Origin of the sequence: Paraburkholderia sp. J94, from assembly GCF_905220285.1 — a bacterium.
Classification (GTDB): domain Bacteria; phylum Pseudomonadota; class Gammaproteobacteria; order Burkholderiales; family Burkholderiaceae; genus Paraburkholderia; species Paraburkholderia tropica_A.
The window spans coordinates 122,394-135,688 of record NZ_CAJMZH010000018.1 but is presented as its reverse complement, the minus strand read 5'-3'; the positions used below and the strand labels follow the sequence as shown (position 1 = coordinate 135,688).

At 66.1% G+C, this 13,295-nt stretch carries 11 protein-coding genes and 2 tRNA genes; 10 read left to right on the top strand and 3 right to left on the bottom strand.

Going from position 1 to position 13,295, the window contains the following annotated elements; all coding sequences use genetic code 11:
- The first annotated feature begins 22 nt into the window (after window positions 1–22).
- The 6 genes from frc to oxlT all read left to right on the top strand — a co-directional run bounded on the left by frc (window position 23) and on the right by oxlT (window position 6,728).
- Entirely contained in the window at window positions 23–1,273 is a 1,251-nt protein-coding gene (gene frc, locus U4Y88_RS31525) for a formyl-CoA transferase (RefSeq protein WP_224006906.1), read from the top strand.
- A gap of 121 nt (window positions 1,274–1,394) precedes the next feature.
- Window positions 1,395–1,841 (top strand): PAS domain-containing protein, encoded by a 447-nt coding sequence (locus tag U4Y88_RS31520; protein WP_224006909.1) that lies wholly within the window; start codon window positions 1,395–1,397, stop codon window positions 1,839–1,841.
- 57 nt (window positions 1,842–1,898) lie between these two features.
- A complete protein-coding gene (locus U4Y88_RS31515; RefSeq protein ID WP_224006912.1) occupies window positions 1,899–2,135 on the top strand; it encodes a hypothetical protein in 237 nt (78 codons plus the stop codon).
- A gap of 198 nt (window positions 2,136–2,333) precedes the next feature.
- Window positions 2,334–3,914 carry a Re/Si-specific NAD(P)(+) transhydrogenase subunit alpha gene (locus tag U4Y88_RS31510; protein ID WP_321788698.1) on the top strand — a complete coding sequence of 527 codons (1,581 nt, stop codon included), beginning with the start codon at window positions 2,334–2,336 and terminating at the stop codon, window positions 3,912–3,914.
- 9 nt (window positions 3,915–3,923) lie between these two features.
- Entirely contained in the window at window positions 3,924–5,318 is a 1,395-nt protein-coding gene (locus U4Y88_RS31505; RefSeq protein ID WP_321788697.1) for an NAD(P)(+) transhydrogenase (Re/Si-specific) subunit beta, read from the top strand.
- A gap of 69 nt (window positions 5,319–5,387) precedes the next feature.
- Window positions 5,388–6,728 carry an oxalate/formate MFS antiporter gene (oxlT, locus tag U4Y88_RS31500; RefSeq protein WP_415774523.1) on the top strand — a complete coding sequence of 447 codons (1,341 nt, stop codon included), beginning with the start codon at window positions 5,388–5,390 and terminating at the stop codon, window positions 6,726–6,728.
- Window positions 6,729–6,753: 25 nt separating this feature from the next.
- On the opposite strand, the gene U4Y88_RS31495 is transcribed toward oxlT, so the two are convergent.
- The 3 genes from U4Y88_RS31495 to U4Y88_RS31485 all read right to left on the bottom strand — a co-directional run bounded on the left by U4Y88_RS31495 (window position 6,754) and on the right by U4Y88_RS31485 (window position 7,652).
- Window positions 6,754–7,014, bottom strand: a complete 261-nt coding sequence (locus U4Y88_RS31495; RefSeq protein WP_321788693.1) for a hypothetical protein — start codon at window positions 7,012–7,014, stop codon at window positions 6,754–6,756.
- 255 nt (window positions 7,015–7,269) lie between these two features.
- A tRNA-Leu gene (locus U4Y88_RS31490) sits at window positions 7,270–7,356 on the bottom strand.
- A 209-nt stretch (window positions 7,357–7,565) separates the two neighbouring features.
- A tRNA-Leu gene (locus U4Y88_RS31485) sits at window positions 7,566–7,652 on the bottom strand.
- Between the two features lie 435 nt (window positions 7,653–8,087).
- Here U4Y88_RS31485 and rnr point away from each other — a divergent pair.
- The 4 genes from rnr to rpiA all read left to right on the top strand — a co-directional run bounded on the left by rnr (window position 8,088) and on the right by rpiA (window position 13,226).
- Window positions 8,088–10,562, top strand: a complete 2,475-nt coding sequence (gene rnr / locus U4Y88_RS31480) for a ribonuclease R (RefSeq protein ID WP_224006927.1) — start codon at window positions 8,088–8,090, stop codon at window positions 10,560–10,562.
- 143 nt (window positions 10,563–10,705) lie between these two features.
- Entirely contained in the window at window positions 10,706–11,449 is a 744-nt protein-coding gene (gene rlmB, locus U4Y88_RS31475; protein ID WP_224006930.1) for a 23S rRNA (guanosine(2251)-2'-O)-methyltransferase RlmB, read from the top strand.
- A 25-nt stretch (window positions 11,450–11,474) separates the two neighbouring features.
- Window positions 11,475–12,380: an N-acetylmuramoyl-L-alanine amidase gene (locus U4Y88_RS31470; protein WP_321788691.1), complete on the top strand. Its 906-nt coding sequence runs from the start codon at window positions 11,475–11,477 to the stop codon at window positions 12,378–12,380.
- A 150-nt stretch (window positions 12,381–12,530) separates the two neighbouring features.
- Entirely contained in the window at window positions 12,531–13,226 is a 696-nt protein-coding gene (gene rpiA / locus U4Y88_RS31465; RefSeq protein ID WP_224006936.1) for a ribose-5-phosphate isomerase RpiA, read from the top strand.
- The last annotated feature ends 69 nt before the right edge of the window (window positions 13,227–13,295 follow it).

The window sequence follows — 13,295 nt, the reverse complement described above, 5'->3', positions numbered from 1 at the left end:
CTACCGAGACCAGGAGATAGCAATGAGCAAACCCCTCGACGGCATCAAGATCATCGACTTCACGCACGTTCAAGCGGGACCCGCATGCACGCAAATGCTCGCATGGTTCGGCGCCGATGTGATCAAGGTCGAGCGTCCGGGCGCGGGCGACGTCACGCGCAATCAACTGCGTGACATTCCCGAAGCCGACGCGCTGTACTTCACGATGCTCAACAGCAACAAGCGCTCGCTCACGCTCGACACCAAGAAGCCCGAAGGCAAGGAAGTGCTCGAGAAGCTGATTCGCGAGTCGGACGTGATGGTCGAAAACTTCGGCCCCGGCGCGCTCGATCGCATGGGCTTCACGTGGGAACGTATCAAGGAACTGAATCCGAAGATGATCGTCGCCTCGGTGAAGGGCTTCAGCGAAGGCCATCACTACGACGACCTCAAGGTCTACGAAAACGTCGCGCAATGCGCGGGCGGCGCGGCCTCGACCACGGGCTTCTGGGACGGCCCGCCCACGGTCAGCGCGGCCGCGCTCGGCGACAGCAACACGGGCATGCACCTGGCCATCGGCATTCTCACGGCGCTGATCGGCCGCGACAAGACCGGCAAGGGGCAGAAGGTCGCCGTGTCGATGCAGGACAGCGTGATCAACCTGTGCCGCGTGAAGCTGCGCGACCAGCAGCGCCTCGACCGCGTGGGCTATCTGGAAGAGTATCCGCAGTATCCGCACGGCAGCTTCAGCGATGTCGTGCCGCGCGGCGGCAATGCGGGCGGTGGCGGCCAGCCGGGCTGGGTGCTCAAGTGCAAGGGCTGGGAAACGGACCCGAACGCGTATATCTACTTCACGGTGCAGGGCCACGCATGGGAGCCGATCTGCCACGCGCTGGGCAAGCCGGAATGGATCGAGGACCCGAACTACAACACCGCGCAAGCGCGCCAGCCGCATATCTTCGATATCTTCGCGACGATCGAAGCGTGGCTCGCCGACAAGACCAAGTACGAGGCGGTCGACATTCTGCGCAAGTTCGATATTCCGTGCGCGCCGGTGCTCAGCATGAAGGAGATCGCGAACGATCCGTCGCTGCGCGCGAGCGGCACCATCGTGGAAGTGCCGCACAAGGCGCGCGGCTCGTACCTCACGGTGGGCAGCCCGATCAAGTTCTCGGAGCTGAAGCCGGAAATCACGGGCTCGCCGCTGCTGGGCGAACATACCGATGAGGTGCTCGCCGACCTCGGCTACACGCCGCAGCAGATCGCGGCGCTGCACGAAGTGCGTGCTGTGTGACAGGACGGTCGATGTAGCGATGTTGCAGTGATGCATCGGCAGTGAGGTGCGCGGCGCGCGGGCTTCGTCCCGGCCGCGCCGCGCACCCGAATATAACCTCGCATCCCCCACGACGAACGACATGCCAGCCGCCATCGATTTCGAACAGCTTGCCGACGCTATCGGCGACGCCATCATCATCTCGGACGCCGCAGGCGATATCACTTACTGGAATCCCGCAGCCACGCGCATGTTCGGCTATACGCCGGACGAGGCGCTCGGCAAGACGCTGGATCTGATCATTCCCGAACGCTTGCGCGGTCGCCACTGGGAGGGCTATCACAAGACGATGGCCACCGGGCAGACGCGCTACGGCAACGACGTGCTGCGCGTGCCGGCCGTGGACAAGGATGGCCGCGCGCTGTCCATCGCTTTCACGGTGGCGCTGCTGCATGGCGAGCAGGACGAACTCACGGGCATCGTCGCGGTCGTGCGCGACGAGACGGCGCGCTTCCAGGAAGAACGCAATCTGCGCAAGCGTGTGACGGAGCTGGAAACCCGGCTGCAAACGCAAGATCAGCAATCCTGATCAATTCGTCTCGTCGTTCCTATCCCTTCAAGCCGCAGGTCCGCACGGAGCGCTTCGATGCATACCGAAAGACTCGGGCACTACGAGGTCGAACTCTCGGCCCGTCAAATGATTCATAACGGCGGCTGGGTCGCATTCGCCGCGATTCACTCCGCCGAGGAACAACACGCGGCTGCGCTGCTGCCCGAACAACAGGTCGCCGACGAGACCGTGTTCGCGAGCGAAGCCGCCGCCATCGAAGGCGCCCGCGCAGCGGCGCTCGCGATTCTCCAGTTGGGCCGGGCGCCGCGTTAGCGCGCCTTTACAGCACTCAAACGGTCCATCAGCATGGCGCGCCACGCGCGCCGGACGAGCCGCGGCACACACAATTCCAACATCGAGCAGGAGACGTTTCATGAAGTCGTGGCCACGTTTTCGGCGCGCCAGGTCGCTTGGCGCGCCGCCGATTCCGTTCGCCCTCAGATCCGCAACGCTCGCCCATGGAGGTGCATCATGGCGATGACGATTGCGGTTCCGCGCGAATCCCATCAAGACGAACGCCGGGTCGCGGCGACGCCCGACAGCGTCGCGCAACTCATCAAGCTCGGCTATGAAATCGAGGTCGAAACAGGCGCGGGCGAGCGCGCGTCGTACAACGACGACGCGTATCGCACAGCCGGCGCGTGCCTTGTCGACGACGGGCTCGAACTCTGGAGCAACGCCGATATCCTGCTCAAGGTGCGTCCGCCTTCGATCGACGAAGTGCAGCGGCTCAAGCCGGGCGCGACGCTGATCGGTTTCATCTGGCCCGCGCAGAACGGCGCGCTGCTCGAAGCGTGCGCGGCGCGCGGTGTGACGGTGCTCGCGATGGATTGCGTGCCGCGCCTCTCGCGCGCGCAGAAGCTCGACGCGCTGAGCTCGATGGCGAACATGGCTGGTTACCGCGCGGTGATCGAGGCGGCGCAGCATTTCGGCCGCGTCTTCACCGGGCAGATCACGGCGGCGGGCAAGATGCCGCCCGCCAAGGTGCTCGTGATCGGCGCGGGCGTGGCGGGACTCGCGGCCATCGGCGCCGCGCGCGGTCTCGGTGCGATCGTGCGGGCGTTCGATACGCGCCCGGAAGTCGGCCAGCAGGTCGAAAGCATGGGCGCGGAATTCCTGAGCGTCGATATCGACGAGGACGGCGGCGGCACGGGCGGCTACGCGAAGCAGATGAGCGCGAAGTTCATCGAAGCGGAGATGGCGCTGTTCGAGGCGCAGGCGCGCGAGGTCGACATCATCATTACGACCGCGCTGATTCCGGGCAAGCCCGCGCCGCGGCTGATCGATGCGAAGACGGCCGCGTGCATGCGCGCGGGCAGCGTGATCGTCGACATGGCGGCGGAGCAGGGCGGCAACTGCGAACTGACGCGCGCGGGCGAGGTCGTGCAGACGCATGGCGTGACCGTGATCGGCTATACCGACTTGCCGAGCCGCATGGCGAATCAGTCGAGCCAGTTGTACGCGACCAATCTGCGCCATCTGCTGACCGACCTTACGCCGCTCAAGAACGGTGAGCTGACGCTCGATATGAACGATGTCGTGCAGCGCGGCACCACCGTGATGCAGCAAGGCAATCTGTGCTGGCCGCCGCCTCCGGTGCAACCGTCTCCTGCGCAGCCGCAAGCGGCGCGGGCTGCGCAGAATGCGCCCGTGAAGGTCGTAGCGGGTGCGGGGCATGCGCAGCCGTCGGCGCAGGACGCACGCAGGCACGGTGCCTGGTCGTTAGGCATGCTGATCGTTGGTGCGTTGCTGCTGCTGGCGCTTGGCGCCGTCGCGCCGCCTGCGTTCGTCGCGCACTTCACTGTATTCGTGCTGGCGGTGTTCGTCGGCTATCAGGTGGTCTGGAACGTGACGCCCGCGCTGCACACGCCGCTCATGAGCGTGACCAATGCGATCAGCGGGATCATCGTGATCGGCGCGCTGCTGCATCCGGGCGGATCGAGCACGATCGCGAGCGTCCTCGCGGGCATCGCGCTCGTGGTGGCCACCATCAACATCGCGGGCGGGTTCCTCGTGACCCAGCGCATGTTGAACATGTTCCAACGAACCTGAGGAGGCGTCATGTTGACTGGAATCGGCAATATGGCGTGGCTCGGCGCGGCGACGCTGTTCATCCTGAGTCTGCGCGGCCTGAGTCATCCCGCGAGCGCGCGGCGCGGCAATCTCTATGGCGTCGCGGGCATGACGATCGCCGTGCTTGCCACCTTGCTCGTGACGTCGGGCGCGGGCCTGCAGATCGCGATCGTCGCGGCGGTGGTGGGCGGCGGCGTGGGCGCGGTGCTCGCGCGGCGCGTGGAGATGACGCAGATGCCGCAACTCGTGGCGGTGCTGCACAGCTTCGTCGGGCTCGCGGCCACGCTGATCGGCTTCGCGAACTTTCTTGCGCCGTCGGGGCTCGCGACGGGCGTCGAGCGCGCGATCCACGACACCGAGATTTACGTGGGCGCGTTTATCGGCACCATCACGTTCAGCGGCTCGATCGTGGCGTTCCTGAAGCTGCAGGGCACGCTCGGCGGCAAGCCGCTCGTGCTGCCCGCGCGTCATGCGATGAACGCGATCGCGCTGGCGGTGTGCGTCGTGCTCGGCTATCGCTTCGTCGCCATGCCCGATTCACCGCAGGCGCTCTATGCGCTGATCGCCATGTGCGTGATCGCGGCGGCGCTCGGCGTGCATCTGGTGATGGCGATCGGCGGCGCGGACATGCCCGTGGTGGTCTCGATGCTCAACAGCTATTCAGGCTGGGCCGCGGCGGCCACGGGCTTCATGCTCGACAACGATCTGCTCGTGACGACCGGTGCGCTCGTGGGCTCGAGCGGCGCGATTCTCAGCTACATCATGTGCCGCGCGATGAACCGCAGTTTCGTCTCGGTGATCCTCGGCGGCTTCGGCGCGGCGACGTCGACATCGAGCGCGGCGCCGCAAGGCGAGGTGGTGGCGACGTCGGTGGACGAAGTGAGCGCGCTGCTGCGCGACGCCGCCGAAGTCGTGATCGTGCCGGGCTACGGCATGGCCGTGGCGCAGGCGCAGGGCACGATCAGCGAGATCACGCGGCGGCTGCGCGCGGCGGGCGTGCGCGTGCGTTTCGGCATTCATCCGGTGGCGGGGCGCTTGCCCGGTCATATGAACGTGCTGCTCGCCGAAGCGAAGGTGCCGTACGACATCGTGCTCGAAATGGACGAGATCAACGAGGACTTCACGAGCACCGACGTCGTGCTCGTGATCGGCGCAAACGACATCGTCAACCCGGGCGCGCAGGAGGATGCGGGCAGTCCGATCGCGGGCATGCCGGTGCTCGAAGTGTGGAAGGCGCGCACGGTGGTGGTCTCGAAGCGCAGCATGGCGACCGGTTACGCGGGCGTCGACAATCCGCTCTTTTACAAGGAGAACACGCGCATGCTGTTCGGCGACGCGAAAGGCAGCGTCGATGCGCTGCTGCGGCAACTGGAGACCGCGTGAGGCAGTGCTGATGTAATCAGGACGGCGAAGTAACGTAGCGGGCCGCCGTTCGCGGCGGTCCATCAATGAATGGAGAGAGACAACGTGGCACATACCGATCGCATCGACGCCGGCTACACGGCGCGGCGGCACAACCGCTGGGTGCAGCTCGTGGCCGGCATCGCCTGCATGGGGCTCGTCGCCAATCTGCAATATGCGTGGACGCTGTTCGTCGTGCCGATGGACGCGCGGCATCATTGGGGACAAGCGGCGATCCAGCTCGCGTTCTCGATTTTCATCGTCACCGAAACATGGCTCGTGCCGGTCGAAGGCTGGCTCGTCGACCGCTTCGGCCCGCGTCCGGTCGTGATGGGCGGCGCGTGCTGTGTGGCGCTCGGCTGGGTGCTCGACGCGTGGGCGCCGGTGCTGCCGGTGCTCTACGTGGCGGCGGTGATTTCGGGCATCGGCGCGGGCTGCGTGTACGGCACCTGCGTGGGCACGGCGCTCAAATGGTTTCCCGACCGGCGCGGTCTCGCGGCGGGCATGACGGCCGCGGGCTTCGGCGCGGGCGCGGCGCTCACCGTGATTCCTATTTCACGCATGATCCAGCATTCGGGCTACGAGAGCGCCTTCGTTTTCTTCGGACTCCTGCAAGGTGCCTGCATCATGGCGCTGGCCTTGCTGATGGTGCGTCCGAAGCCGCCCGCGCATGCGGCGGGCGTCAGGCGCGTGGTCGCGACGAAAACCGACTACACGACGAAGCAGATGATCCGCGCGCCGCTGTTCTGGGTGATGTATGCAATGTTCGTGTGCGTGGCGGCGGGCGGCATCATCGCCACGGCGCAGATCGGGCCGATTGCGAAGTCGTATGGTTTCGCCTCGATGCCGGTGACGCTGCTGAGCGTGTCGCTGCCGCTGCTGACGATGACGCTGTCGGTCAACAATCTCTGCAATGGCTTCACGCGGCCGTTGTGCGGGCTGATTTCGGATCGCATCGGCCGCGAGAATACGATGTTCATCACGTTTCTCGGTGAAGGGCTCGCGCTGCTCGGTCTGCGCGAGTTCGGCCACGATCCGTATCTGTTCATGCTGTTCTCGGGGCTCGTGTTCCTGTTCTACGGCGACATCTTTTCGAATTTCCCGGCGACCTGTGCGGACACCTTCGGCGCGCGCTATGCGGCGGGCAACGCGGGCACGCTGTACACCGCGAAGGGCACGGCGGCGCTGCTGGTACCGGTGGCCACGCTGCTGGCCGTGCATGGCGGCTGGAACATGGTGTTCGACTTCGCTGCTTGCGTGGCGATGATGGCGGGCGTCTGCGCCAAGGTGGTGTTGCAGCCGATGCGGCGGCGCTGGATCTTCCAGTCGGCGGCGCCGGAGCGTGGCGCGGATCAGGCGTTCGTGGCGGCGCCGCTGGGTTCGCGGGAGTAGTGCGGGGCGTCGCGTGCGATGGCGTTCAGGCTGCCGCTTTGCCCGAACGCTGCGCACTGGCGCGAAAACGCGCTCGGCGCACGCGACGCGTATCGGTGCGGGCCTGGGCGCGGCGCGCGTCGATTTCGGATAACGGGGATGGCGCGGATGGCATCGACAGAGACGCGTAGCGTCCTTCGTGCTGGCCGCGCTCGATCCATTCGGCGGGCAGTCGGGTGGCGATCAGCCACGTCGCTGCGACGCCGAAGCTCACAGCGACTAGCGCCGCGATAACGACGAATTCCATCGGGTCTCCCTGCGTTGTTGTGCCGTGCTGTCCTGCTTCGTTTCAATGTATACCATGGAACATATCGCTGCGGCGTGCGACGTGGCGTGCGATGCGTCGTGTGAGACAGCATGTGTTGCGGCGCGTAGATCGCGAGCGAATCGCGCAGGCAGGACTGAAACGGGAAAACGAGGGAGAAGGGCGCGGAAAACAAAAAAGCCCGCATGTGCGGGCTTTTTCGATGAATCCGGGGTGCTGCTTTTACTTGAAGAGACGTGGTGCCCAGGAGAGGACTCGAACCTCCACAGTGTTGCCACCGCTAGGACCTGAACCTAGTGCGTCTACCAATTCCGCCACCTGGGCACGTCTTCAAGCTAGACCGAGATTATAACGCGTTCCCGGCGTCTGTCAACCGATGTTTTCAAGAAAATTTCAAGAAAACGGTGCTTCGAGAAACATCTGCATCTTGCCGAGGGCAGGGCGCAGTCAGTTGGACTCAAAACCGCGCTGCCGTAGCAAGCGCTGACACTAAAAGAAAAAAGCCGGCATCAGCCGGCTTTTTTCATGAATCTTGGTGCCCAAGAGAGGACTCGAACCTCCACAGTGTTGCCACCGCCAGGACCTGAACCTGGTGCGTCTACCAATTCCGCCACCTGGGCAAGGTGTCGCTTACTACTTGCTGCTGCGCTGTGTCGTGCAGCAGAGAAACGAGATTTTAGCGTGTCCGTAGAGTCTGTCAAGCGGCTTTTGAAAAAATGTTTCAAGACGTCGTGGTCGGCAGTGTCGGCGAGCCGATCGGACACTGCCTTGTGCATACATCGCGCGCAGCCGCCAGGCATCATCGTGCGCATGCGCCGGCAGCGAGTCTGCACAAGGCTGCACCGTGAATTGTCGCGTAGTGCGCGGGTGTTAGAATGCCTCGCAGCAGTCCCTGCGGAGCGGCGCGCGCGTTCGACGTTTCGACCCGGGGTCTGCGGCATCGCGCAACACTCGAACACGTAGATAGCAGCACTCGAAGACCGGGGCGCGGCACGACAGGCTCGGGCCACGCAAACTCCGACGTCCACGCAACGAGAACAACCATCGACAAGCCCTTGAGCAAATATCCGTACCCGATTCCCAGCCGCGAAGAGATCCTCGGCGTGCTGCGGACCAGCGAATCGCCCTGCACCGCGAACGATATCGCCGAGGCGCTCGCCATCAAGCGCCAGGAGCGCGAAGGGTTCTTCAGGCGGATCGCCGCGATGGAGCGCGACGGGCAGATCCGGCTCGACTCGCGCGGCCACTATCAGCTTGCGCATCCTTCCAATTTCGTCGCCGGGCGCGTGCAAGGCCATCGCGACGGCTTCGGCTTCCTCGTGCGCGACGACGGTCAGGACGATCTGTTCCTGCCGCAAGGCGAGATGCAGAAGGTCATGCACAACGACCGCGTGCTCGCGCGCATCGTCGGTTATGACCGCCGCGGCCGCCCCGAAGGGCACATCGTCGAGGTCACGGACCGCGCGAACCGCAGCGTCATCGGCCGTCTGCTCAACGAGAACGGCGCGCTGATCGTCGCGCCCGAAGACAAGCGCATCGGCCACGACATTCTGGTGACGCAGAATCCGAAGAAGGCCAAGGTCGGCCAGGTGGTCGTGGTCGAGTTGACCGACTTCCCGAGCCGCCATTCGCAGCCGCTCGGCCGCGTGGTCGAGGTGCTCGGCGACATCGACGATCCCGGCATGGAGATCGAGATCGCCGTGCGCAAGTACGGCGTGCCGCACGAGTTCAGCAAGCGCGCGCTCGACGAAGCCGCGAAGCTGCCGGATGCGGTGCGTCCGGCCGATATTCGTTACCGCGTCGATCTGCGCGATGTGCCGCTCGTCACCATCGACGGCGAAGATGCGCGCGACTTCGACGACGCGGTCTATTGCGAGCCGATGCAGGTGGGCAAGGGCGAAGGCTACCGCCTGCTGGTGGCGATCGCCGACGTCTCGCACTATGTGACCCCCAGCGGCGGTCTCGACGTCGACGCCATCGAGCGCAGCACCTCGGTGTACTTCCCGCGCCGCGTGATTCCGATGCTGCCCGAGAAGCTCTCGAACGGTCTCTGCTCGCTGAATCCGCACGTGGATCGCTGCGTGCTCGTCTGCGACATGGTGATCACCGCGCGCGGCGAGATCAAGGCGTATCAGTTCTATCCGGGCGTGATTCACTCGGCCGCGCGGCTCACGTATACCGAAGTCGCCGCGGTGCTCAAGAACACCAAAGGACCGGAAGCGACGCGCCGCGCCACGCTGCTGCCGCATCTGCAGAATCTCTATGGCGTCTACAAGTCGCTGTTCGCGGCGCGCCAGAAGCGCGGGGCGATCGACTTCGACACCACCGAGACCTATATCGTCTGCAACGCGCAGGGCAAGATCGAGCAGATCGTGCCGCGTCAGCGCAACGACGCGCACAAGCTGATCGAGGAGTGCATGCTCGCGGCCAACGTGTGCGCCGCGGACTTCATGAAGCGCAACAAGCACCCGGGCCTGTACCGCGTGCACGCGGGTCCGAGCGCCGAAAAGCTCGAAAACCTGCGCACTTTCCTGCGCGGCATGGGCCTCACGCTCGGAGGCGGCGACACGCCGCACGCGAGCGATTACGCGGCGCTGATGGCGCATATCCGCGACCGGCCCGACGCGCAGATGTTGCAGACCATGCTGCTGCGCTCGATGCAGCAGGCCGTCTACAGCCCGGACAACATCGGTCACTTCGGTCTCGCGTATGAGGCGTACGCGCACTTCACGAGCCCGATCCGCCGCTATCCCGACCTGCTCACGCACCGCGCGATCTACGCGATCCTGCAGGGCAAGAAGTACCAGCCGGCCGCGCCCGAAGGCGTCGAACTCAACACGGCGCTGTCGCCGCGCGCCCGCGCGCTGCAGGCCGAGGACGAAGAGAAGCGCGGTCCGCGCCGCAATCGCGGCGGCAACACGGCGATCTGGGAAGAACTGGGCCTGCACTGCTCGGCCAACGAGCGCCGCGCCGACGAAGCCTCGCGCGACGTCGAAGCCTGGCTCAAGTGCTATTTCATGCGCGACAAGCTCGGCGAGGAGTACGGCGGGATGGTGAGCGGCGTGACGTCGTTCGGCATCTTCGTGCAGCTCGATTCGCTGTTCATCGAAGGGCTCGTGCACGTCACCGAACTGGGCTCGGATTACTTCCAGTACGACGACATCAAGAACGAGCTGCGCGGCGAACGCACGGGCATCCGCTACCGCTTGTCGGACCGCGTGCGCGTGCAGGTGAGCCGCGTCGATCTCGACGCGCGCAAGATCGACTTCCGCCTCGTGCGCGATACGCCGATCAAGGCCGGGATGAATCGCGGCGGTCCGGCGCAGCAGCATGATCGCGGCGCGCAGGACGGCGGCCCGCGCGTGCGTTCGATGCCGCAAGGCGACGACTCGCGCCGCAAGAAAGCGGCACCTGCGCCCACGGCGGCCGTGAAGGAAGCGCGCGCGGCGCGCGGCGCGGCGAAGACCGCGAAGAAGCGTCCGGCGTCGAAGTCGGCGGCCAAGAAGGCGCCGCCGCGCAAGAAGCGTTGATATCGCGTTGAAGCGGCGCTGAAATAGCGCCGACGTAGTTCCAGCAGCACCGCGCCGGTCACGACGACCGGCGCACTTATTTTTGTTCGCGGCGCACGCAGGAAGGCGCGCCGCGGGCCGTTCATCAGGGGTTGTATCCAGTCATGTCACGTCTCAAGGTTCTTTACGGTTTTCATGCGGTGACCGCACGTATGCGGCACGACGCGTCCACGGTCGAGGATATTTATTACGACACGACGCGGCGCGACCGCCGCATGCAGGAATTCCTGCACGCCGCGAAAGAAGCGGGCGTGCGCATCATTGCCGCCGACGAGACGCGCCTCTGGGGCCTCGCGCACACCGAGCGCCATCAGGGCGTGGTGGCGCGCGTGCACGACATGCCGCTCGCGCAGAACCTCGCGGAACTGCTCGACGGCATCCAGGGCTCGCCGCTGTTGCTGGTGCTCGACGGTGTGACGGATCCGCATAACCTCGGCGCGTGTCTGCGCGTGGCCGACGCCGCCGGCGCGCACGCGGTGATCGCGCCGCGCGACCGCGCCGTGGGCCTGAACGCCACGGCCGCGAAGGTCGCGAGCGGCGCCGCCGACACGGTGCCGTACATCACCGTCACGAACCTGGCGCGCGCGCTGCGCGAACTGAAGGACGCGGGCGTGTGGATCATCGGCACGGCTGGCGACGCGCCCACGGGCCTTTACCAGACCAAGCTCGACGGTCCTGTCGCGCTGGTGATGGGCGCCGAAGGCGAGGGCATGCGCCGTCTCACGCGCGAAACCTGCGACGAAGTCATGCAGATTCCGATGGCCGGCACGGTCGAGAGCCTGAACGTCTCCGTGGCGTCGGGCGTGTGCCTGTTCGAAGCCGTGCGCCAGCGCGCGGCGGCGCGCTAAGCGGCTGGATTCTGATCGACGCAGCATGACACTTCTGGGTTTTGCCCGGCGTTGTGCCGGGCGTGCCGCGCCGCTTGCCGCGCTCGGCGCGGTGCTGGCGCTCGCCGCCTGCGCGCCTGCCACGATGATCGACCGCGGCGGTTACGTCGCGGATACGCACTATCACGCGCGCAGCGCCGACTCGCGCATCCGCTTCCTCGTGCTGCACTACACGGAAGGCGACGAAGCCGATTCGCTCGAGGAGCTCACGCGCGAGAACGTGAGCGCGCATTACCTCGTGCCCGAGCATCCGCCTTTGCGCGACGGCAAGCCTGTCGTGCTGCAACTCGTGCCCGAGACGCAGCGCGCCTGGCACGCGGGCGTGAGCGAGTGGCAGGGCACGACCGAGCTAAACGCGGCGTCGATCGGCATCGAGAACGTCAATTCGGGGCCGCACGATACGCCCGCCGGGCGCACGTGGGCGCCCTGGCCGCCCGATCAGGTGGCGGCGATCCTTTCGCTGTCGAAGGACATCGTCACGCGTTACGGCATTCCGCCGACGCGCGTCGTGGGACACAGCGACATCGCGCCCCAGCGCAAGATCGATCCGGGTCCGGCGTTTCCGTGGAAGCAGCTTTACGACGCGGGCGTGGGCGCCTGGCCCGATGACGCGACGGTGCAGGCGGACCTCGCGGGCCGCGCGCCCGATGCGCCCGCCGACGTGCGCGGTCTGCAGATGAAGCTCGCGCGCTACGGCTACGAGGTGGCCACCGACGGCGTGCTGGACGAGCGCACGCGCCGCGTGTTCGCCGCGTTCCAGATGCACTTCCGGCCGAGCGATTATTCGGGCACGCCCGACGCGCAAACCGATGCGATTGCCCAGGCGCTGCTCGACAAATACGTCGACAAAACCGCGCCCGCGCTGCCTGGCGCGACGGAAACGGCGCCCTGACGCTGGCGGCGGTTCGTTCCGCACGCCGTTCTGGCGCGCGGAACGACGGGCCGAATGTGGCGCATCTGCGCCGATCCCCGCAGGTCCCGGCCCGCAACTCCGGTAAACTATGCGTTTTCGGCGTTTTCTCTCCTCGGGCAGTCCCCCATCATGACTCAAGACGAACTCAAGCAACTGGTCGGCCAGGCCGCGGCCGACTATGTGAACGCGAACGTGCCGGAAGGCGCCATCATCGGCGTCGGCACCGGCTCGACCGCGAACTGTTTCATCGACGCACTGGCCGCCAGCAAGGGCCGCTATCGCGGCGCGGTGTCCAGCTCGGTGGCGACCACGGCGCGCCTCGAAGCGCAGGGTTTCCGCATTTTCGACCTTAACGACATCGAATCGCTGCCCGTCTACGTGGACGGCGCCGACGAAATCGACGCCTCGGGCGCGATGATCAAGGGCGGCGGCGGGGCGCTCACGCGCGAGAAGATCGTCGCGTCGGTGTCGGAAGTGTTCGTCTGTATCGCCGACGCGAGCAAGCTCGTGGACGTGCTCGGCCAGTTCCCGCTGCCGATCGAAGTCGTGCCGATGGCGCGCACGGCCATCGGCCGCCGCGTGACGGCGCTCGGCGGCGTGCCGGTGCTGCGCGTGCAGAAGGACGGCTCGCCGTTCATCACCGACAACGGCAATGAGATTCTCGACGTGAAGGGTCTGCGCATCAGCGACCCGCGCACGCTCGAAGCGCACGTCAATGCGTGGCCGGGCGTGGTGACCGTGGGTCTGTTCGCGGCGCGCGGCGCCGACCTGTGCCTGCTGGGCGGCGCGTCGGGCGTCGAGCGCATCGAGTACCGCAAGGCTTGATCGTTTAGACCGGCTGGCCGGGCGGTGGCGTGGCGCGAATCACGCCGCCGTCCGCGTGGTGTTTTTAGC

Excerpts from the sequence above, each read along its gene's own strand:
- U4Y88_RS31515 (WP_224006912.1), top strand. The coding sequence starts at position 1,899 with ATGCATACCGAAAGACTCGGGCACTACGAGGTCGAACTCTCGGCCCGT.
- rpiA (WP_224006936.1), top strand. The coding sequence starts at position 12,531 with ATGACTCAAGACGAACTCAAGCAACTGGTCGGCCAGGCCGCGGCCGAC.
- rlmB (WP_224006930.1), top strand. The coding sequence starts at position 10,706 with ATGTCACGTCTCAAGGTTCTTTACGGTTTTCATGCGGTGACCGCACGT.
- U4Y88_RS31505 (WP_321788697.1), top strand. The coding sequence starts at position 3,924 with ATGTTGACTGGAATCGGCAATATGGCGTGGCTCGGCGCGGCGACGCTG.
- oxlT (WP_415774523.1), top strand. The coding sequence starts at position 5,388 with ATGGAGAGAGACAACGTGGCACATACCGATCGCATCGACGCCGGCTAC.
- U4Y88_RS31510 (WP_321788698.1), top strand. The coding sequence starts at position 2,334 with ATGGCGATGACGATTGCGGTTCCGCGCGAATCCCATCAAGACGAACGC.
- U4Y88_RS31520 (WP_224006909.1), top strand. The coding sequence starts at position 1,395 with ATGCCAGCCGCCATCGATTTCGAACAGCTTGCCGACGCTATCGGCGAC.
- frc (WP_224006906.1), top strand. The coding sequence starts at position 23 with ATGAGCAAACCCCTCGACGGCATCAAGATCATCGACTTCACGCACGTT.
- U4Y88_RS31470 (WP_321788691.1), top strand. The coding sequence starts at position 11,475 with ATGACACTTCTGGGTTTTGCCCGGCGTTGTGCCGGGCGTGCCGCGCCG.
- U4Y88_RS31495 (WP_321788693.1), bottom strand. The coding sequence starts at position 7,014 with ATGGAATTCGTCGTTATCGCGGCGCTAGTCGCTGTGAGCTTCGGCGTC.